Here is a 22,786-nt window from a genome sequence, read left to right on the forward strand (position 1 = left end):
TCTGATGAAAAATAATCATGGCATTTTGGACTTGTTATTTTCTTTCATGTGCCTTAAGCTAGTCCATTTTTGACGGCATATACTGCTAATTGCGTACGATCTTTTAATTGTAATTTTGAAATAATCTCTGTAATTATATTTTTAACTGTTCCCTCAGCAATAAATAAAGAAGCACCTATTTCCTTATTATCTTTTCCGTCCACAATCATAGATACTATTTTTATCTCTCTTTCCGTTAAAAAAATGTTTATACCTTCAATATTTAAGGTTTTCTTTTTTGTTTTTTTATTTTCTTTGCGAAGATTTGATACTATAGGACTCAATACATCTTTAGTGATTATACCCAGTCCTAAGGAAGCACTCTTTATTGATAATATTAATTCTTCTGTGCTGATATCTTTTAAAATATAACCATCAGCTCCATTACTTATAGCATCTGTAACATCCATTTTATCATTTGAGGCAGTAAGTATTAATACTTTAACTGATGGAAAATTTAATTTAATCAATTTAGTAGCCTCAGTGCCATTACATATTGGCATGGATAAATCCATTAATACGACCTCAGGCTCGTGTTCTTTACATAAGTTATAGGCCTCTTCCCCATTAGAAGCACAAGCTATAACTTGGATATCACTATTATTCTCAATTATATTCTTAAAGCTTTCTCTCAAAAGTCGTTGATCTTCAGCAATAATAACCCTTGTCATATAAAACCCCTCTTTACTCAAATATAATAACATATATTAAATTTTTGCGTAAAAATAAATACCTAAAAACCCCTATTCTAGTAAAAAATAATTTATATTATTATAAATTATAACATTTTGTCTGTAATAGAACAATGCTATTTGCATTTAGAGTCCAATTTGTTGTGCAATTTGCATATTACTACATGACTTGTGGTACTACAAAGATACATTAAAAGCATTTAAAATATAATTATTAAGAAAAAAGACAGAAGATTGAAGAATAATGTGCTAGGGAGGTAAAAATTGTGAAAAGAGTATTAGTTGTAGATGATGCGGCTTTTATGAGAATGGCTTTGAAAACAATTTTAGAAAAGTGCGGGTTTGAAGTTGTGGGTGAAGCGGATACTGGAATAAAGGCTGTACAACAATATAAGGTATTAAAACCAGACATTGTGACTATGGATTTGACAATGCCAGAGCTTGGTGGAGTTGAAGCAATAAAGATTATAAAAACTATTGATAAAAATGCAAGAATCATAGTTATTTCTTCTATGGGGCATGAAATACAAGTTAAGGAAGCTATAATGGCAGGTGCAGTATCATTTATAGTAAAGCCATTTAAAGAAGAAATTGTAACTAAACAATTGATGAATATTAGTGAAACTATTAGTAAGTAGAGATACTTAACGATAGGTATGAATGGGTATAAGGTGTAGTTAAGAAAATTAAAATTATAGTTAGGGTGGATGAATATGTTTAATTTGGGTGGTTCAAAAATCAAAAACAAAATTAGTTTAATTTTTATGATTATAATTATTTCGCAAATAATTTTATTTGGTTTAGCTTATAAGAAAGCAGAAGTATCTGAGGACGTGCAAACAAATATAATAATTTTTGGGGCAATCTCGATAGTTGCTACAGTGATTTTAGGATACATATTAATGGAGTTAATATATAAACCGATAAAAAAGATTAACGAGTTTACTAGGAATATAGCAAATGGAGAGTTTAATGGAGATATTAATATAATAAATGAAGATGAATATGGTGAACTTGCTAGTGAATTAAAAGTAATACAAAGGAATTTTAGCAGTTTAGTTAACGATTCCAATAGTATTAAGGAAAATGTGGAAAAAGGTAACTTTAATATAAAATTGGATAAGTCAAAATATAGAGGAACATGGAAAAATATAAGTGAAAACAATTTAGAAACTATAAACATTCTTATAAAAAATATTAAAACAACTTCAAATTACATAAATAGATTAAGCAAGGGTGAAGTTTGTACTAGACCTAGTGAAGAAGAATATGGAGAATTCAATAATACTAAAAATAACATTATTCAACTTATAGATGTTTTAGAGACATTTAGGAAAGATGTATATTGGCTTAAAGAAACTTTTAAATTAGGAAATACAAGAGACAAGATAGATATATCAAAATTTGAGGGATTCTATAAGGAAATGGCCGAGTGTATAAATGATACAACATGGATATCTATAGAAGTTTTTATCAAGTTATTTGCAGTACTTAAATCATATTCAGAAGGAGATTTTTCAGTTGAACTTGAAAAATTCCCTGGTAGATATGGTCTGGTAAATGAAAATATAGAAGAGCTAAGAAACAACTTACTTAATATATCTAAAGAACAAATTGGTATAGCCAATGAAATTAAATTAGGAAACTTATCAAGAAGAATAGATTCATCGCATTTTAATGGTTCATGGGCTGAAATGGTTGATGGGATTAATAACATAATAGAATCATTTGTCGAACCAATAAATTTAACAGCTGATTATATAAATAGAATAAGTAGTGGTAATGTACCAGAAAAGATTGAAAATGAATTCCAAGGGGAATTTAATAAAACAAAAAACAGTTTGAACACATTAATTGATACCTTAAATATGTTTGTAAAAGAAGTTAACTGGATGAAGGATACATTTAAGCTAGGAAATACAAGAGATACAATAGATGTTTCAAAATTTGAGGGAGTATACAGGCAAATGGCTCAAAGCGTAAATGATGGAATGTGGATATCTGTAGATATACTAATAAAAATATTTGCTGTATTAAAGTCCTATTCAGAAGGTGATTTTACAGTTGAACTTGAAAAGCTGCCAGGAAGGTATGGTATTGCAAATGAAAGCCTAAATGGATTAAGAAATAATATTCTTAAGGTTGTGGATGAACAAGTGCAAGTACTTACAGCTGCAGCAGAAGGAAATTTACAAGTTAGAGGTGAAAGTGAGAAGTTTACTGGAAGCTTTAAAGAACTTATAAATATAATAAATAAAGCTGTAGATGCCTTTGCTAAACCGATAAGAGAAATAAATAATGCTTTAATGGAAATGTCAAAAGGAAACTTGGATATGCACATTGAAAATTCTTATAAAGGCGATTATTCAAGTATAATAAATGGATTAAATTCATCAATAGAAGCAATTAATCAGGTATTAACTGATATTAATATATCAGCAAATGAAGTGGCATCAGCATCAATTCAAGTTTCGAATGCAAGTCAAAGTTTATCACAGGCATCTGCGGAACAAGCAAGTGCTGTAGAAGAGATAACTGCTTCACTTTCAGAAATTGGTGAACAAACAAAGATGAATGCTAAGAGTGCAAACACTGCTAATGAATTAGCTACAAAGGCTACTACAAATGCAATAAATGGAAACGCAGAAATGAATAATATGCTAAAGGCCATGAATGAAATAAATGAAGCATCTGAGAATATTTCGAAGATAATAAAGGTTATAGATGAAATAGCTTTCCAAACAAATATACTAGCACTTAATGCAGCAGTAGAAGCAGCAAGGGCTGGGCAGCATGGAAAGGGTTTTGCTGTAGTTGCTGAAGAGGTAAGAAATCTCGCAGGCAGAAGTGCTAATGCAGCTAAAGAAACCACAGCATTAATAGAGGGATCTATAAAGAAGGCGAATGCAGGAACTATAATAGCAAATAATACGGCAGAATCACTAAATGCTATTGTTAATGATATTAGCAGTACTTCTGAAATAGTTAATAGAATAGCAGCATCTAGTAGTGAACAGGCTTCTGCTATAATACAAATAAATGATGCTATACAGCAAATATCAAGAGTTACTCAAATGAATTCTGCTACTTCAGAGGAAACTGCATCTTCTAGTGAAGAAATGTCTAGTCAAGCAGAAACATTAAAAGAAAGAGTATCGCAATTCAAATTGAAGAAAGCAAATTCAAATAGAATATTTTTAGATAATATAGGTGAAAAGGAGATATTTAATTTAGAAAATATTAATGATAACAGCAAATCATTTAATACAGGTAAAAAAATTAAAATAAATTTAGATGATACAGAGTTTGGGAAATATTAGTGTGTTAAGATAATAAAAAATTAAAAAACTTTAAATGCCGAAAATAACCATGACGGATAGATTAACTCAACAAGATCATTAGCTTTTACAAAAAGAGAGGGAGTGTTAGTATGAATGAAAATTTAATGATAGATATTGTAGAAACAGATGAAGATACTCAAAAGGGAAAATATCTTACTTTTGTCCTCGATAATGAATCTTATGGGATAGGTATAAATAATATTACAGAAATTATTGGAATACAGCCAATAACTTTAATTCCAGAACTTCCAGACTATATTAGAGGGATTATTAATCTAAGGGGAAAGATAATCCCTGTAATGGATGTTAGGTTAAGATTTAAAAAGGCATTTAGAGAATATAATGATAGAACCTGCATAATAGTAATAGATATAAATGAGCTATCAATTGGCCTAATTGTTGATAGTGTTTCAGAAGTGTTAAACATACCGGATCAAGATATTATACCACCACCAAATTTAAATAAAATTAATAACAAATATATACGAGGAATAGGAAAAATAGATAATGAAGTTAAATTAATCTTAGACTGCGATAAGTTAATTAATGAAGATGATGCCGACATTTTAAGCAATATTGAATAAGACAAAAGGTTGGGAGGGGTATTAATATGGGATGGTTTTATAATTTAAGAATAAGTGTAAAAATACTTTTAGGATTTTTTGTTGTAGCTGTCATTGCAGGAGTAATAGGAATACAAGGAATTTCAAATATTAATAAAATTAATGACCTTGATACTCAACTGTATGAGAAGATGACAGCACCATTATCAGATGTTATTGAACTTTCTAATTCTTTTAGTAGTATGCGGATAAATGGCAGAGATATAATAATAACAAAAGATTCATCTAAAATACAGGAATATAGCAACAATATTAAAGAAGCTAGCAATACTTTTGATGAGAGTATTAATAAATTGACCGAAACTACACTTACCAGTGAAGGAAAGAATATCATAGGTAATTTAAAAGCATCAAAATTGGATTATATGAATGTTTTGGACAAAGTAATACAATTAAAAAATCAAAACAAAGAAGAGGAAGCAACAAATTACTTCTATAATGAAGGTACAAAAGCTGTAAATTCCTTAGATAAAGCTGTTAAAAGCTATACTAGTATGAAATTGAGCCTTGCTAAGGACGCATCTGATAATAATGACAAAACAGCAAAAAGTACAGCAACAATGACAATAGTAATTTTGATAGCAGGAATAGTAATAGCAGTATTTATAGGATTATTCATTTCTTCATCAATAAGCAAACCTGTTCGCAAGATAATAAAAATAGCTGATAAAGTAGCTGATGGAGATTTTGATATAAATATTAATATTCATAGTAAAGATGAAATTGGGTTATTAGCAGCCTCTTTTAGAAAGATGACTGATAAATTAAATAGTACTATGACTAACATTAATTCAGCAGCTGAACAAGTTTCAGCAGGTTCAAAGCAGGTATCTGACTCAAGTGTGGCTCTTTCTCAAGGTGCTATGGAACAAGCGAGCTCAATTGAAGAATTAACTGCGTCTATTGAAGAAATATCAGCTCAAACAAAAATGAATGCAGAAAATGCTACAAATGCAAATGATATGGCAGTAAGCGCAAAAGCCAATGCAGAAGAGGGCTATGAGCAGATGAAGGAAATGCAAAGAGCTGTTAATGAAATAAACAATGCATCAACAAGTATCTATAAAATTATAAAGGTTATTGATGAAATTGCATTCCAAACAAATATCTTAGCATTAAATGCAGCAGTTGAAGCTGCAAGAGCAGGGCAGCACGGTAAAGGTTTTGCAGTTGTAGCAGAGGAAGTAAGGAATTTAGCTGCAAGATCTGCAAAGGCGGCTAAAGAAACAGCAGATATGATTGAAGGTTCTATTAAAAAAGCAGAAGCAGGGACAAAGATAGCAGATCAAACTGCAGATGCTTTAAATAAAATTGTTGAGGATACTGTAAAAGTTGCTGATTTTATAAGCCAGATAGCAGTAGCTTCAAATGAACAAGCAGAAGGAATCGCCCAGCTAAATCAAGGTATTATGCAAGTATCAAATGTTGTACAAACTAATTCAGCTACTGCAGAAGAAAGTGCAGCTGCTAGCGAAGAATTAGCTTCTCAAGCTGAGCTGCTTAAAGAGCAGGTTAATCAATTCAATTTAAAAAGCAGCAATAGGCCTGTAAAATATAATGATATTGATTTAGATAATGTACCCCAGTACTTATAAAGGATAGAAACCTAGAAAATGAATTCAAATCTTTTCCACGAGGTGATACTTATGACAAAAGATATTAAGGTTCTCATAATAGAGGATTCAAGGGCTTCTTTGAATTATGAAGTAGCGCAGCTTAGAGCAAGTGGATTTAATGTAGAATATAAGCAAGTAGAAAGTGCGAATGAGTTAAGAAGTGCATTAAGTGATAGCTGTTGTTGGGACATTATTTTATCTGATCATGTAATGCCAAATTTTAGCTCTGTTGAAGCACTGCAAATACTAAATGAAACGGGATTAGATATACCTTTTATTATAGTATCAGGAGAAATCGGGGAAGAGGTAGCAGTAGAAGCTATGCGTGCCGGCTGTAGGGACTATATAATGAAAGACAAATTAGCACGACTTGGTCCTGTTGTAAAACGCGAGCTTAGCGAATTGAATGAGAGAATTAAAAGAAAAAAAATTGAAGAAGAAATGAAAAATCTTCTTATAAGAGCAAAAGAGGAAGCCGAGGCAGCTAATAAAGCAAAAAGTAATTTTATTGCTAATATGAGTCATGAGATACGTACACCACTTAATGGTATTATTGGAATGATTGAATTAACACTAATGGCTGAAACTTTGAATGAGGAACAAAGAGAAAATCTTTTGATTGCTAAAAATAGTGCCTATTCATTAATTAATATTGTTAATGAAATTTTAGATTATTCAAAATCAGAAGCAGGTAAGATGGAATTAAAACAAACTAACTTTAGTCTCAAGAATCTAATATATAAAGTAATCAAAATTTATGGCTATAATGCAAAAGTAAAAGGAATTACTTTGGAGCATAATAATTTTTATGAAATTCCTGACTTGTTGTATGGAGATTGTGGAAAGCTTCAGCAGGTACTAAACAATTTAATCAGTAATGCAATTAAGTTTACTCATGAAGGAAGGGTTTTGTTAGCAGTAGAAAAACAGAACATATATGAAGATACTATTGTCTTAAAATTCTCTGTTAAGGATACTGGTATAGGTATTAGTGAAGTGGATAAGAGTTTGCTTTTTAAGAGTTTTAGCCAATTAAATAATTCATATTCACGTGAATATGGAGGCACAGGGCTGGGCCTTGCATTATCAAAGCAGTTAGTTGAAATGTTAAATGGAGAGATTTGGGTTGAAAATCAAGAACCATCTGGAAGTATTTTTAGTTTTACAGCTACATTTAAATTAGCAAAAATAGATGATACAAGTAAATATTACAGAGAACTGAAAAAAGTAAATGATATAGAGGAAGTAGGTAACAGAAATAATAATATGGCATTAAAGAATGAGCTTCAAAAACTTCTTCAAAAAATGCAGGATGCAAGAGATGATATGAAAAAAATTGAGAAATTAGCTGATTTTATAAACGACTCTTTGCTCCTCTCTAAATTTGACGATTTAGTGATGATGGGGTTTAAATTAAAGGCAAATGCGAGAAGAAACAACGCAGATAAAGTGAAAAATGTATTTGAACAGTTAGAAAGAGATGTAATGAGATTGATGTAAAACATACAATAATTAGATTAGAGGGGTTGTTAATTAATGAGAATTCTTATTGCAGAAGATGATTATGTTAATAGAAGATTTTTATATAAGTTTTTTTCACAGTACGGTGATTGTGATATGGTAGTTAATGGTGAAGAAGCAGTTAAGGCATTTATGTTTTCATTGGAAGAGAATGATTTATATGGGCTCATATGCCTTGATATAATGATGCCAAAGCTGGATGGGTTAAAAGCTTTAAAAATGATTACTTCTATTGAAAAAGAAAAAGAGATTATTGATGAAGAGATTTCTAAAAAATTTGTAATTACTGCCTTAGATAACGCAAAGGATGTTCAAGAGGCTTTTGAACTTGGCTGTGAAGTATATGTAACTAAGCCAATTAATACAGAAAAACTTGTTGAAGTAATGCAAAAATTAAAATTAGATTCAGCTAATTAAGATTTTGTATCTATAAATTAATTCTCGATTCAATTGAAAATAAAGGATAAAATGCCACAGGCGCTTTTCTAAAAAGTATCTTTTTAGAAAGGCCTGTGGCTTTTCATCTATTATAACTACTTTTCCTTTCTCAGGTGTTTTAAGCAATATTTCCATAGATTTGAGGAACGGTGTTTCTTTTAATTCAATTTAGTCTAAATCTAATTTACATTTCGGGTATCTATATAGATAGATTTTTGATTAAAGTAATTTTTAATTTGTTTTATTGCCATATCACAAATATTAAATAAATTATTCAAATCAAGTTCAAGATTATTGTAATTTTCGGATTTTAGCATGTCATTAATTCTACTAGTTTCCATATAAACATCTGTAATTCGATAATTTCCAGAAACTCCTTTTAGATTATGAATTATCTTTTTTATTTTCGTAATATCTTTCTTATCTATGAGAAATTTTATCTCTGAAATTGCTGAATTAATTTCAGAAATCAATTCAGCATATAAAACATATACTTCTTCTAGGTTGAGACCTAACTCAATAGTAAAGCCAGTTATATCATACTTCGTATTACGATCCAAAAGTATATACCCCCTTTTATAGATTAGTGATAAGTTATAAGCTACAAGTGATAAATTAATAGGATGAAAAGCCTCCGGCTTTTCTAAGGATATTTCCAAGAAATATCATCCATAACTCATAACTTATAATTTTCACTGTGTGTTGCTCTTAGTTATTAATATGTTTGAAATAGTCTCGATAAAGTTTTGAATATTAATCGGCTTAGTAATGTAATCTGTAAAACCAAGTTTAAGTCCTTTTTCTATATCTTTAGGCATTGCATGAGCACTAATAGCAATAATAGGTATATCACAGGTATCTTTAAACATTTTAAGTTTTTTAAAGACTTCAAAACCATCGATCCCTGGCAGGTTTATATCTAGCAATATAATATCTGGTTTATGAGCTAGAGCTAAATCCAAACATAACTCTCCAGAAGTTGCAGAAAGCATTTTTATATTTACTATTTGGCTTAGAATTCGCTCTACGAGTCTTAAATTAGCAGGATTATCTTCTACATATAATACTTTATAAGTATTATCATTGGAAATAGAATTTGGTTTTTCTGATGATATTACATTTTCAGAATCAGGTAAAACAGGAGATTCAACATAAGGAAGTTCTACCCAAAAATGACTGCCCATATCTTTTTCACTAATAACATATATCTCACCATTCATAAGCTCTGCTAATTGTTTTGCGACAGCAAGTCCAATGCCAGTGCCTTCTATAGAATTGTTGATTTTGTTTAAACGCTGAAATGGTTTGAATATAAGTTCTAAATCAGAATCAGATAAACCAATACCTGTATCAATAACATGGAATCTATATTGGTCATTAACTCGATCATAATAATAAGTAACTTGACCGTTTTGCTTATTATATTTAATCGCATTAGATAATAGATTAAGTAATATTTGCTTTAAACGAGTATGGTCTGCATAAACAAAATCGTTTGAAGTCAATATGGGATGGGCTATAACTTTTATTCCATATTGATCAGCAAAAGGTTTTATTATAGCAAGAGTTTCTTCCATTACTGGTTTTATAGGTACTGACTCGATTGATATACTTAATTTTCCGGATTCGATTTTAGCCAAATCTAATACTTCATTTATTAATTCTAGTAAGTGATTTCCGGCTTTTAAGATTTCCTTAACACTTTGACTTTGAGAATCAGTAAGTGGTGATTCAGAATCTAATTCTAAAATTTGCGAGAAACCTAAAATTGCATTAAGCGGCGTTCTAAGTTCATGGCTCATGCTAGATAAAAACTCAGACTTTGCTTTACTTGCCTTTTCGGCTTCTTCTTTAGCTGAAATAAGAGAGCGAGCCAATTTCTTTTGATTAGTGACATCTCTAGCTGAAATTACAACTTTATTTGAGTCATTTAAACGTGGGGATATAAAAGCTTGAAGCCATATTAACCCTGAATTTGATTCTAAGTTAAATTCCATACTATCAGTTTCCTTTGACTGAATTACATGATGAATTTTATTTATTGCCATTTCAGAGGTTTCTTTATCTAAAAGGTCCGAAATGGAATTGAAGAAACCTTCTTCATACACCTTATAAATATCATTATGGGCTCTTGACCATAGGTTAGTTATGTATCCCCTAGAATCTACTTCTAAAATTATATCCTTAATAGAGTTAATTAAAGCTTTTAAATCTGTCTCTTTTTTCTTAAGTTCAGATTGAGCAGTTAATAAATTTCTGTTTGTTTCTCCTAAGTGCTTTCCCATTTTAAGAATTTGCATCGATATATCCTTTAATTCCTTAATGCTGAGTATTGGGGCTTTTGGAGTATAATCTCCATCACTAATTCTTTGTACGATGTCATTAATCTCTAATAATGAATTAGCAACAGTATAGCTCATTTTCTTAGATTTTCTAGAAATAATTATGAAAAATATTACGTAGGAAATAATTAATCCAGAAATAATAAATAAACCAATTTGAATTAGTGTATGTTTTAAATCCTCAGTTTTTGAATAGATATTTTTCTCTGGCACAATTATGAGCAGCTTCCAATCTGTATTTGATACTGTATTCCAACATATAACATTGGGTTCTTTATTAAGTGAAAGACTTGTAAAACCGGTTGCATTACTATTTATTTCATCTTGTAAAGACGATAAATCTTTATTTGTGTATAAATTAAGGTGATTTAGATTGAAGTTATCGCTCATACCGTCAAGATTCGAATTTTCATCCAGAATTTTAGCTGGTACGAAATTACTTTCAGTATCATTTGTCAATGTAAGGATACTACCATCTTTTTTTACTAATAGGCTATATCCATTCCAGGGAATATTCATTGATGATACTTCATTCGTAATTTCGTTCATTGATATATTAGCACCTACAATCCCTTCTACATAGTCATTATTGTAAACTGGATAAATAACTGAGGTCATTAGATTGTTATCGATACCATTCCAAAAAGTACCCGTCCACTCTGCTTTTCCCTTAAAACTATAATTGTTATACTTCTCATAGTGAGGAGTAGGTTGAATAATATGGGTTAGTTGGCTGTCGTGTAAAGTAATATCTATATAAGGATATATTACACTTAGAGAATCAGAAGAATTAAAGTATATTGAACTTACTATTGGTTGAGTATTTTTAATATCAGCCATTAATCCCTGCTGAGTCAGAATTTTAGCAACTTTATTTGGTTGTGGTGAAGCATTGTTATAATAAACTGCCGCACCGCCGCTTGAACTATTTTCCTTTGTATAATAACTTCCATTATCTAAATAAGTTAATCTGTTGTAATCTTCGGAAGTAAAAGATGCTGAAGTTGATAAAGCATGTCCTATTTTATCGCTAAAGTATATTATAGAAGTTGCAACACATGACAATTGATGATCAATTAAATCAGTTTCTTGTTTTGAAATTTGACCAATTTCATTTTGCGCTTGCTCTTTTAAGTAAGTGACTGTTTCTTTCTGGGACCAGTAATTTGAAATAAAATAAATGGAAATAAAAACTAATTCAACAATTATTAATGGTATTAAGGCAATACTAATATAAGAATGCCAAATCCATTTATAAAGTGAGATATCTTCACGTTTTTTTATTCTTTTCATAATATCACCTCATAATTTTGCTTTGGCAAAGGATGTATCTATAACACAGTTTTTATTTTTAAAATTATGTCACTAATATTAAAAGGTTTTGTAATAAAATCTACAGCGCCTTTATCCAGTGCTTTTTTTAAGTATTCCTTTTCATTTTCAGCAGAAAGCATTATTATTGGTGATTTTTTGAAGTTACCTGAAAAGCTTAGTGAATCTATAATTTGAAGCCCATCTATAAATGGCATTCTAAAATCCAGTAGCAATAAGTCAGGCTCATATACTGGATATAAATCTAATACTTGCCTAGGATCTGTTAATGTTTTTATATTATTGTAACCATATAACTTTAGCATTTTTTCAAGAAGTAAAACATTAGCCATATTATCATCAACAATTAAAATTTTCGACATAAATTTGTTCTCGACCATAAGTGTAAATTCCCCCTCTCACGATTTTCCAATAAAACCATAACAATACCCTAATATTTACAAAAAAATCATTTTCAATCTAATATTAATATATCATATTTCAAGAAAAAATTTAACTAAATGCTAAGTTTTTCTTATAAAATAATTTATAGCATAAAGAGGAGATATGACATGCAGTTGTCAGCTTATGATTGATATAGTAAAGATGACAAATTTAAAATATTTTTAGAAAGTTAGAAAGAGGGATATTCATGAATTATGAGATAGTAAAGTTAAAAGAAAAAACAGTAGCTGGAATTATAATTAAGACGAGTAATGGTGATCCTAATATGCAAAAGGTTATAAGCGAAACATGGCAGAAATTTTTTATGGAGGGATTCTACCAATCAATTTTAAATAAAAAAAATCACAACACTATTGGATTGTATACAAATTACGAAAATAAACTTAATGGAAAATATGATATGATGACCTGTTGTGAAATTTTTAATGAAGATAGTTTACCTAATGAAATTGAAATAATAAGAATTCCGGAAGGTAAGTATGCAAAGTTTCAAATCAAAGGTAATGCTATGGAAATAGTAGGAGAGTTTTGGAATAATCTTTGGAAGATGGATTTAAACAGAAAATTTAGTTTTGATTTTGAAGAATATAAAGGTGGATGTGATATGGAGAGTGCAGAAATAGATATTTATATTTCAATAGCCTAAGGTACAATTAGGAAAATACGTTTAATGGAGGATAGCCTAGTGAATTTTATAGATGCAAAAACTATTGTATCAGGGTATTCCGAGAGTAGTACTTGGTTCGGAAATAATTATAATATGAATATTTATAAGGGTTGCTGCCATGGCTGCATATATTGTGATAGTCGCAGTGAATGCTATAGAATAGATAACTTTGATACAGTTAGGGCAAAGAAAGATGCCCTTGCATTAATTAATAAAGAGCTTAGATCTAAAAAGAGAACTGGTGTAATAGGAACTGGAGCCATGAGCGATCCTTATAATCCATTTGAGAAAGAATATAAACTTACAAGAGGTGCATTGGAGTTAATTAATACTTATGGTTTTGGAATTTCTATGATTACTAAAAGCGATTTAATTACAAGAGACATTGATATAATAAAGAAAATATCAAGTCATTCACCAGTTCTTATAAAAGTAACAATAACAACTTGCAATGATGAGCTTTGTAGGAAAATTGAACCTAATGTTGCGGTTTCTTCAAAAAGATTTTCTGCGATAAATGAACTTTCCCAAAATGGAATTTTTGCTGGAATTCTACTTATGCCAGTTCTCCCGTTTTTAGAGGATAATGAAGAGAATATAGAGGGTATAGTTAAATTAGCTTATGAAAATGGAGCTAAGTTTATATACCCAGCCTTTGGAGTTACTTTAAGGCAAAATCAAAGAGATTGGTATTATAAAAAGCTTGATGAGAAGTTTCCAGGAATTAAACAAAAATATATAAAAGAGTTTGGAAATAATTATGAATGTTATTCTCCAAAGGCAAAATTGTTATGGGAGCTTTTAAAAAAGGAATGTAATAAGTATGGAATATTGTATAAAATGAAGGATATTATTGAGGCATATAAAAAGGGATATGACCACGATCAATTGTCATTATTTTAGAAACATATATAATAAATTTAGGTGATAAAAATGCAGATTAACCGATTGTTTGAAATAGTATATATCTTACTAGATAAAAAGACAGTAACAGCAAAGGAACTTTCAGAACGCTTTGAAGTATCAGTTAGAACAATTTATCGTGATATTGATATTTTATCAGGTGCAGGAATACCTATTTACACTAGTAAAGGGAAAGGTGGAGGTGTTAGCATTATTGAAAATTTTGTTCTTAACAAATCTGTATTGTCTGAGAAAGAACAAAATGAAATATTAATGAGCCTGCAAAGTTTAAATGCTATGAAATTTCTTGAGGTAGAACCTGTTTTGAAAAAGCTTAGCACAGTATTTAAAAAAGAAAGAACGAGTTGGATTGATGTTGATTTTTCACAGTGGGGAAGTGATGATACTGAAAAAGAAAAGTTTAACATTATAAAGACAGCCATTCTTAGTAATAGGCTTTTGAGCTTTGATTATTTTAGTTCCTATGGAGAAAAAAGTTTGCGGACTGTTGAACCACTGAAGCTTTTTTTTAAGGGGCAGTCATGGTATTTATATAGTTTTTGTAGAACTAAAAATGAATTTAGGATGTTCAAAATTAGGAGAATTAATAATTTATTCTTATTAGATGAAACCTTTAAAAGAGAAATTCCAGTTAATATTTTTGGGGAACCAGATAAATCTTTTAAAGATAAGAAGGTCAATTTAGTTTTAAAAATTCATGAGAAAATGGCATATAGGATTTATGATGAATTTAGCCAGGAGAATATTATAAAAAATGAGGATGGAAGTTTTACCGTAACCACCACTTTTCCTGAGGGAGATTGGATTTTTGGATATGTGATGTCCTACGGTGAGTATGCAGAAGTTATAAAGCCAGAAAGCATTAGAAAAGCCATAAAAAGAAAATTTGAAGAAGGACTAAAAAAATACCTGTAAACTAAGTTTAGGAGTGTATCAACCGAAATTAGGTACGTATGTGTTCCATAGGACTATGAAAATTTCACTGGAATGTTCTAAATAGGTGGTTGCACCCATTTCTACTTGCTCCAATTGTTAATTAGACAAGTAAAAATGGAACAACCACCTATTAAGAACATTCAGCAGTTTATTTTCAAATGCCTATTTTACATATATGTACTTAATTTCTCGGTTTTGATACACACCTAAGCTTAATTAATAGTGTATATATATTTCCGACTACTCTAAATCATAAAATATACAAATTATTTATCTACATAATATATCCCTAAAATAAAATTTAAAGAAATAAGGAATGAAGGCATAAACTAGGAACTGCATATGTTATAATAAAATAAAGTATTTATTGAATAATTATCCATAGAGATAAGTAATATTATTATTGAAAGGGGATTTCAAAATGCCATTTATAGGATCAAAGGTTAGTGTGAAAATATCAAAAGAAAAAGAGGAAATAATTAAGAGAAAGTTGGGAGAAGCAATACAATTAATTCCAGGAAAGAGTGAAACTTTTTTAATGGTTGGATTCGAAGATGAATATTCATTATTTTTTGCAGGAGAAAGATTAGATAAGGGAGCATTCATAGAAGTTAAAATATTTGGAAAGGCTAGCAAAGATGCTTATGCAAAATTGACAGCTGCAATTTGTAATATATATGAGGAAGAGTTAGATATACCTCAAAATAAAATATACGTAAAATATGAAGAAGTTCAAGAATGGGGTTGGAACGGAAGAAATTTTTAGGCTTTAAGTAAAGTGGGGGATTTTAAATTGATTATAGGAATAGCTCAAATTAATATAGTTTGGGAAAATGCTAGGGAGAACATGAAAAAGGTTGAAGAATTTGCCCAAAAAGCTTCAAAAAGTAATGTGGAATTAGTGTTATTTCCTGAGATGACATTTACAGGGTTCACTATGAATATTCAAAAACTCTTACTATCAGAAAATGAAATAGTAAATTGGATTAAGAAAGTTGCGGTAAATAACAATGTAAACATTGGTCTAGGATTTGCAGTAAAGGTTGACGAGAAAGGCGAGAATAAATATGTTGTTATTTCTAAAGAAGGAAATATTCTAGCCCAATATATTAAAATACACCCATTTTCTTATGGCGGGGAGGATAAAAAATATTATTGTGGAAATAAGATATGCACATTTACAATAGGCGAATTTAAAATAACTCCTTTTATTTGTTATGATTTAAGATTTCCAGAGATATTTCAAGCGGCATCTAAAGCTGCTCAAATAATAACTGTAGCAGCAAGCTGGCCAGAAGATAGAGAAGAACATTGGGTAACACTATTAAAAGCAAGAGCCATAGAAAATCAATGCTATATTATCGGAATAAATAGAGTGGGAGAAGGAGATAATTTACATTACGGTGGAGCATCTATCTTTGTAAATCCTAATGGAGAAATATTAAATGAAATCAGTTCGAAAGAAACCTTAATTGTAAGTAATATAGAAATGAATGATATTACAAAAATTAAGAACAAATTTGATATAAAGAAAGATAGACAAGAGAAATTATATATTACTTTGAATAAGTGAGCTAAAACCACATTGAAATGTATGAAAACTAACATTATAAAAATAAGATGTTATTATGATATAATATCATAATAAGTTTTTATTAAGTAGTGGAATGGTAGGTAAAGAATGATAGATGATTTTCAACAAGGAATTGATGATAGAAGGTTAGCATTAAAGCAAGAAATAAAAATAACTGGAGAAAACTGTGCTAGAATTCTTCTTATATTAGCTGTATCAATATATGCAATAGGATTTGGGATTATATTTGGAATAAAAATTGTGAATATTATCTTTGGTTTAATTGGAAGTAATAATGCCATTATATTTTCCAAAGAAACATATGGATTTTTTACAGGATATTTTCCGTGTATAATAGGTGATATAATAGCAATTATTTTAGCATTTAAAACTACGAAAATAAGCTTTAAAAAAGATATATTTACTGAAGTTAAAAGTACTAAAAAGTTTGTATTTTTAGGGACAGTGTCTTGTATAGGAACAGGAACAATTTCAAGTTTATTATATATAATATATTCAGCAATTCTTAAAAGCATGGGAATAACAATACCACAGCCAGATTTTAGTTTTCCAAAACAAACTGTATATTTAGTTTTATTTTTAATCTATGTTTGCCTTTTAGGGCCTATTTTAGAGGAGATAATATTTAGAGGATTTATACTTAAAAGCATGAGAAGATATGGTAACCTAACAGCCATTATTGTAACATCGATTTTATTTTCAATGTTTCATTTAAATCTTGTTCAGTTTATTAACCCTGTATTAATGGGAATAGTCCTAGCATTCATAGCTATTAAATCGGAATCTATAATACCTTCGATAATAGCTCATATTTTTAATAATACAATAACATTTTTAATGGCAGCAATATCATTATTAAAAATACCTTTAATTTATAATGCAGTTGTATTTGTATATATTTTATTTGGAGCTATAGTGTTTGCATTATTTATTTATTATTATATGTACGACTTTATTGAAATAATAAAGGAAGATACCATGTTATTAATGACTTATGAAAAAGTTAAATATTCCTTTAGTGGAAGATGGGCATTAGCATATGTAATTTTCTACGTTATATTTATTATTGTAACTATGGTATTAACTAATATAATGAAGATTAGCTAGAAAGTAATTAGGCACATTTGAATTCGATAATAATAAAAATAGAATATAGAACTAATTAAAGATAGGGTAAGCTAAGTTGAAGTTTATCCTATTTCTATTAATTAAAGCAATTTAAGAAACTTCAAGATATAAGAGAAAATGAGTTATTTATCGGCAAAGGGTGGAACGGCTACTTTGAACTAATGTTAAATTTTCTACATGTATTGACATGATAAAAATGGATGCCTATAATTTAAGCATCAATGAAGGGGGATTAATATGGCGAATAAAGTATTATTATCGATAATAGAGAATTTAAATGACGAACTTGTAAGAATATATCATAAATTGCATGAACATCCTGAATTACCTAATGAAGAATTTGAGACTACAAAGTTAATAAAAAAACTATTAAATAAAGTAGATATAGAAATTCTTGATTTGCCATTGGAAACAGGTCTTATAGCGCAAGTAAAAGGAAATCCAAATGGTCCAGTTGTTGCAATAAGATGTGATATAGACGCACTTCCAATCCAAGAAGAGACAAGTTTGTGCTATAAATCTAAAGTTGATGGCATGATGCATGCATGTGGACATGATTTTCATATGGCCGTAATTTTGGGTGCAGCTTATTTGGTAAAAAGACACCAAGCTTCGCTATTAGGCACAGTAAAGTTTATTTTCCAACCAGGGGAAGAAAGTGCAGATGGAGCTAAGAAGATTATATCAACAGGTGCATTGGATGATGTAGATGCAATCTTTGGAATACACAATATTTCAGATGCGGAAGTTGGTATTATGGGAATAAAAGCTGGAGCAATGACAGCTGCAGTTGATAGATTTGAAATTAAAATAACTGGGGTTGGTAGTCATGCGGCTAAACCTGAAAAAAGTATAGATCCTATTATAATTGCAAGTAATATAGTTACATCGCTGCAAACTATTATTAGTCGTAATATTGGGCCAACAGAAAAAGCACTTTTAAGTATAACTCATATAGAAGGAGGGAATACTTGGAATGTAATTCCTGAGTCAGCTTATTTGGAAGGAACCGTTAGAACGCTAGATGAAGATATTCGTAATTTAATTGCTAAGAGAATGAATGAAATAGTAACTGGAGTAGCTCAATCATTTGGTGGAAGTGCAGAATTAATTTGGCATCCGAGCTCGCCAGCAACAAACAACACCAAAGAATGGGTGAATTTTTCCACTAACCTTGGAGAAAGAGTCGGATATAATGTTAAACAGATTTCTATGGGATTAGAAGGAGAAGACTTTGCGTACTATCAAAAGAAAGTACCCGGTGCATTTATTATTGTAGGAACAGGTAAATCTTATGCACATCACCACCCACAGTATCAAGTAGATGAAAGGGCGATTTTAAATTGTTCAAAGTATTTTGCTCTTTTAGCAGAAGGTGCGTTAAAGGAAATAATTGATAAAAATTATAAACATAAGATAGTATAAAATAAACAACGAGCAGCAAAAAATATTCACAGATTGTAATTTTAGAAGATAAGTTTATGGTTTAGACTTTTTTCAGGAAAAGGAGTAAAATGAATTTAGGATGATGGCGCCAATTTTTATAATATTGGGATTATACATAATTCTTTGCTATTATATTGGAGCAAAGGGGAAGAAAATAGTCTCACACTTTTGTATAGGATTTAAACATAAAATATGTTCTTTAGTATATTGGTTAATATATTGGGGCGTGGCTTTATCCTTTATTTTTAGTTACATACTTAGAGGATTACTTACTGTAGACAATTGGTTTATATCTGATACTACATTAGTTGGTGTAATTTTTCTTGGAATACTATTTTATTCAATACTAATTTTTTTAATCATAGATATTTTAAAGATTGTAGTAAAGAAAATTAATTTGAATCCTTTAATAAAAGAAAAACTAAAAAAGGCATACTTCAATGGGTTATCTGTATTTTTAGCAATATTCATACTACTTGGTTATGGCTTTTTTAATGCTCAAAATAAAGTTATAACTAGCTATGAAGTAAATATAAATAAAAAAGCCGGGAATATATCTTCATTAAATGTTGTTATGATTTCAGATGTTCATATGGGAATAGCATTAAAAGAAAATGGAGTTGATAAAATGGTAGATTCCATAAATCAATTACATCCAGATATAGTTTTATTTTGTGGAGATATATTCGATGAGAATACTCCAACAAGTCTAAAAGAATATTCTCAAAATGCTTTTAAGAATATAAAGACAAAATATGGAGTTTATGATATTACTGGAAATCATGAGTATAATGCTGGTGATTTATCTAAAACTATCGCATATTTTAAAGATGCTAATATTAAATTCTTGCAAGATGAATCAGTTAAAGTAGCAGATAGCTTTATTATAATCGGAAGAAATGATCCGGCAGGAACAAGGTTAACAGGTGGGAGAAAAGCCCTTAACGATATTTTGAAGGACGTGGATAGATCACTTCCAATTATAGTTTTAAATCATAGGCCAGAAGATTTAGAAGAAGCGGAAGCAGAAGGTGTTGATTTGCAACTTTCAGGTCATACACACAATGGGCAAATCTTTCCTGGGAATCTTATTACAAAACATATATATGAGAAAGACTATGGATATTTAAATAAGGGTAATTTCAACTTGATCGTAAGTTGTGGTTATGGAACATGGGGACCACCAATAAGGATCGGAACTAAAAGTGAAATTGTTGAAATTAAAATTAATTTTAAGAATTAAGATTTAATAATCAAGATATGGATTCCTTACAAGAAGATTAAGAGTTTGGTGGAGTAACTAAATGAATTCAGGGGAGGGGAAAATGATGATAATGGAATCTGAACTATTTAAATTGTTTGTTGATAATATTCCATATCCCATATGGATAAAAGATCTCGATTTAAGATTTATATATGTAAATAAAGAATATATAGGCTTATGTAATGGAGAAAACAAAGAATTTATTGGGCGAAGATATGAAGAGATATTTAGTGAAGATTTAATAGAAGAAGATCAAAGCCAATGTAGTTTAGTGATGAGTACATTAAAGCCATTATCAGAGGAATATAGCATTAATGGAGTTAATATTAAACGTAGTTTAATTCCTTTAATTGATAAAAATGGTGAAGTAGTAGCTATAGCAGGCATGTATTCCAATATGAATGCTATAAAGCTGAAGGAAAAGGTTATAGAAGAGCAGGAAAATATACTAAAAGTTGTTATGGAAACTTTGCCAGGAATGGTATTTTATAAAGACAGGAATGGAAAATATGTTTATGCAAATAAGGAATTTGAGAAGTTTTACAATGGGAATGGCATAGGAGAGCTTGTTGGAAAAACTAATTTTGATATACACCCCACAGAAGAGTTGGCGGAAAAATATACAAGAGAAGATAATTATGTTATTAAAAATAAACAAAGTATATGTGCACAAACGATACTAAACACTGATGAAGGTAAAGAAATATATACAGAGGCTATAAAGGTTCCTGTAATGGATAAAAATGATGAGGTAGTCGGTGTAGTAGGATTAATTTTAGATATTACTGAGAAAAAAGAAGCAGAAGAAAAGCTGAAACGTTTGAGCTTTACTGATATTTTAACTGGTTTATATAACAGGGCGTATTTTGAAGAAAAAGCTCGTGAACTTTTTTGTGAAAAATATCTTCCAGTTGGTGTGATTATGGGAGATGCAAATGGGTTGAAGCTAGTTAATGATACATTAGGTCATAATCAAGGAGACGAATTATTAAAATTAATTGCTAATGTTCTTAAAGATGTATGTAATGAAAAACAATTAATCTTTAGAACTGGTGGAGATGAATTTGTTATTTTAGTTCCCAATACCACTGATTATGAATGCGAATATATTATCAAAAAAATATTCAAACAATGTAAAGCTTATAAACATGATTTAATAGATGTTAGTATAGCATTAGGTGCATCTATAACTAAGAGTTTAAATAAAAGTATATATGATGCATTAAAGGAAGCTGACGATAAGGTATATCGTCAAAAGTTATTACAGAAAAATAGCCTTAACAGCTCAATGATGCATTCTTTGCAAATGGGACTTCAAGCTAAAAGCTTGGAAACGGAAGAACATACTGAAAGAGTATTACAGAATTCCTTGATAATTGGACAAAGGTTATCGCTACCGATGGATGTAATGGATGAATTGACTATAGTAGCGAAACTGCATGATATAGGGAAAATAGGAATAAGCGAGGAAATTTTACTTAAGGCAGGAAGATTAACAGAAGATGAATTTGAAATAGTTAAAACCCATTCAGAAAAGGGATATAGGATAATTAAGGCATCTAATCAGCTGGATAATGTAGCGAAAGGGGTCTTGGCACACCATGAAAGGTGGGATGGCAGGGGATATCCGCTTAAATTAAAGGAAAATGGGATACCTTTAATATCAAGAATTGTCTGCGTTGCGGATTCATATGATGCTATGAGAAACAATGGCATTTATAAGAAGCCTTTAACTAAGGAACAAGCGATTAATGAATTAAATAGATGCGCAGGAAAACAATTTGATCCTGACATAGTAAAAGTATTTGTGAAGTATTTGGAAGAAGTAAAACAATAATTTTATTGATTGTTATGAATTAAAAAGTACATAATTGTATTGTAAATAAGGCATGAAATTAACTAGACTAATTTCATGCCTTATTATGTTTAGAAGTTAATCTCTTGAGCCTTATATTCTGTATTACTTTCAGCAAAGGCTATGGGACTGTATAAAGGATTAAGTTAAGAAGAATTTATGTAAAAAAGAGAGGAATTTAGGCAATAAATGAACTTAAATGGAAAAAATTATTTATAAAGGAGGAAAAGTGAAGAAAATGAAGAATAATATATAATTGTAAGTTTAGAACCATAGATAAAGACAAATCAGTTGAAAGATTGAGACGTAAAGCCACGGGTCTAAGGCATTTTAATGCTATGATAGCCGGGCCGCCTAAATGTTGTATCTAAGCTGTTCTTCTATATTCTTAGTTATTAAGTGAATATAGATTAGCTTTACTTTACAGAAAAGTCTATTAGAAAATAAAAAAATAGGTAGTCAGGAAACTATTTTCTGTATGTATTAATCAGAGTATTAAGACGCGTGCAGATTGGAGAAGGAATCATAGGGAGATTACCTTACGAAAGTCTTAAAGCCGATTTTTTATGTGAAATAGTCTTTTT

The 22,786-nt window shown here is 29.8% G+C and carries 19 protein-coding genes and 1 riboswitch; of the genes, 15 read left to right on the forward strand and 4 right to left on the reverse strand.

Annotated features, from left to right (window positions below):
- Positions 1-53 precede the first annotated feature (53 nt).
- Positions 54-710 carry a response regulator transcription factor gene (locus COL3_RS26615; RefSeq protein ID WP_008429345.1) on the reverse strand — a complete coding sequence of 219 codons (657 nt, stop codon included), beginning with the start codon at positions 708-710 and terminating at the stop codon, positions 54-56.
- A gap of 287 nt (positions 711-997) precedes the next feature.
- Here COL3_RS26615 and COL3_RS26620 point away from each other — a divergent pair, with 287 nt between their 5' ends.
- The 6 genes from COL3_RS26620 (at position 998) to COL3_RS26645 (ending at position 8,249) form a co-directional block, all read left to right on the forward strand.
- On the forward strand, positions 998-1,369 hold the full coding sequence (locus COL3_RS26620; RefSeq protein WP_008429343.1) for a response regulator: 372 nt from the start codon (positions 998-1,000) through the stop codon (positions 1,367-1,369).
- A 75-nt stretch (positions 1,370-1,444) separates the two neighbouring features.
- On the forward strand, positions 1,445-4,051 hold the full coding sequence (locus tag COL3_RS26625; protein ID WP_008429341.1) for a methyl-accepting chemotaxis protein: 2,607 nt from the start codon (positions 1,445-1,447) through the stop codon (positions 4,049-4,051).
- Between the two features lie 110 nt (positions 4,052-4,161).
- Positions 4,162-4,656, forward strand: a complete 495-nt coding sequence (locus COL3_RS26630) for a chemotaxis protein CheW (protein WP_008429340.1) — start codon at positions 4,162-4,164, stop codon at positions 4,654-4,656.
- 26 nt (positions 4,657-4,682) lie between these two features.
- A complete protein-coding gene (locus tag COL3_RS26635) occupies positions 4,683-6,290 on the forward strand; it encodes a methyl-accepting chemotaxis protein (RefSeq protein WP_008429338.1) in 1,608 nt (535 codons plus the stop codon).
- A 51-nt stretch (positions 6,291-6,341) separates the two neighbouring features.
- On the forward strand, positions 6,342-7,811 hold the full coding sequence (locus COL3_RS26640) for a hybrid sensor histidine kinase/response regulator (RefSeq protein ID WP_008429336.1): 1,470 nt from the start codon (positions 6,342-6,344) through the stop codon (positions 7,809-7,811).
- 36 nt (positions 7,812-7,847) lie between these two features.
- Entirely contained in the window at positions 7,848-8,249 is a 402-nt protein-coding gene (locus COL3_RS26645) for a response regulator (RefSeq protein WP_008429334.1), read from the forward strand.
- Positions 8,250-8,449: 200 nt separating this feature from the next.
- Here COL3_RS26645 and COL3_RS26650 read toward each other — a convergent pair whose 3' ends face one another.
- The 3 genes from COL3_RS26650 to COL3_RS26660 form a co-directional block, all read right to left on the reverse strand.
- Positions 8,450-8,830: an Hpt domain-containing protein gene (locus tag COL3_RS26650; RefSeq protein ID WP_035284536.1), complete on the reverse strand. Its 381-nt coding sequence runs from the start codon at positions 8,828-8,830 to the stop codon at positions 8,450-8,452.
- Positions 8,831-8,962: 132 nt separating this feature from the next.
- On the reverse strand, positions 8,963-11,905 hold the full coding sequence (locus tag COL3_RS26655; protein WP_008429330.1) for an ATP-binding protein: 2,943 nt from the start codon (positions 11,903-11,905) through the stop codon (positions 8,963-8,965).
- 38 nt (positions 11,906-11,943) lie between these two features.
- A complete protein-coding gene (locus COL3_RS26660) occupies positions 11,944-12,324 on the reverse strand; it encodes a response regulator (RefSeq protein ID WP_008429328.1) in 381 nt (126 codons plus the stop codon).
- 251 nt (positions 12,325-12,575) lie between these two features.
- Here COL3_RS26660 and COL3_RS26665 point away from each other — a divergent pair, with 251 nt between their 5' ends.
- From COL3_RS26665 to COL3_RS26705, 9 genes are all read left to right on the forward strand, one after another.
- The gene (locus COL3_RS26665) at positions 12,576-13,034 is read left to right on the forward strand and encodes a GyrI-like domain-containing protein (RefSeq protein WP_008429326.1); all 459 of its coding nucleotides are present in this window, start codon (positions 12,576-12,578) and stop codon (positions 13,032-13,034) included.
- A 39-nt stretch (positions 13,035-13,073) separates the two neighbouring features.
- Positions 13,074-13,958 carry a radical SAM protein gene (locus COL3_RS26670; RefSeq protein WP_008429323.1) on the forward strand — a complete coding sequence of 295 codons (885 nt, stop codon included), beginning with the start codon at positions 13,074-13,076 and terminating at the stop codon, positions 13,956-13,958.
- A 30-nt stretch (positions 13,959-13,988) separates the two neighbouring features.
- Positions 13,989-14,894 (forward strand): YafY family protein, encoded by a 906-nt coding sequence (locus tag COL3_RS26675; RefSeq protein ID WP_008429320.1) that lies wholly within the window; start codon positions 13,989-13,991, stop codon positions 14,892-14,894.
- 442 nt (positions 14,895-15,336) lie between these two features.
- Positions 15,337-15,681, forward strand: coding sequence for a phenylpyruvate tautomerase MIF-related protein (locus tag COL3_RS26680; RefSeq protein ID WP_008429318.1), 345 nt, complete (start codon positions 15,337-15,339; stop codon positions 15,679-15,681).
- Positions 15,682-15,708: 27 nt separating this feature from the next.
- On the forward strand, positions 15,709-16,488 hold the full coding sequence (locus COL3_RS26685) for a carbon-nitrogen family hydrolase (RefSeq protein ID WP_099716777.1): 780 nt from the start codon (positions 15,709-15,711) through the stop codon (positions 16,486-16,488).
- A 108-nt stretch (positions 16,489-16,596) separates the two neighbouring features.
- Positions 16,597-17,616 (forward strand): type II CAAX endopeptidase family protein, encoded by a 1,020-nt coding sequence (locus COL3_RS26690; RefSeq protein ID WP_008429314.1) that lies wholly within the window; start codon positions 16,597-16,599, stop codon positions 17,614-17,616.
- 258 nt (positions 17,617-17,874) lie between these two features.
- Positions 17,875-19,062, forward strand: coding sequence for an amidohydrolase (locus COL3_RS26695; protein ID WP_008429312.1), 1,188 nt, complete (start codon positions 17,875-17,877; stop codon positions 19,060-19,062).
- A gap of 100 nt (positions 19,063-19,162) precedes the next feature.
- The gene (locus COL3_RS26700) at positions 19,163-20,326 is read left to right on the forward strand and encodes a metallophosphoesterase (RefSeq protein ID WP_008429310.1); all 1,164 of its coding nucleotides are present in this window, start codon (positions 19,163-19,165) and stop codon (positions 20,324-20,326) included.
- Between the two features lie 82 nt (positions 20,327-20,408).
- Positions 20,409-22,184: an HD domain-containing phosphohydrolase gene (locus COL3_RS26705; protein ID WP_242982203.1), complete on the forward strand. Its 1,776-nt coding sequence runs from the start codon at positions 20,409-20,411 to the stop codon at positions 22,182-22,184.
- A 289-nt stretch (positions 22,185-22,473) separates the two neighbouring features.
- Positions 22,474-22,560, forward strand: a riboswitch (cyclic di-GMP riboswitch).
- Positions 22,561-22,786 lie beyond the last annotated feature (226 nt).

This window comes from Clostridium sp. LS (genome assembly GCF_002760435.1).
In the GTDB taxonomy this organism is placed as follows: domain Bacteria; phylum Bacillota; class Clostridia; order Clostridiales; family Clostridiaceae; genus Clostridium.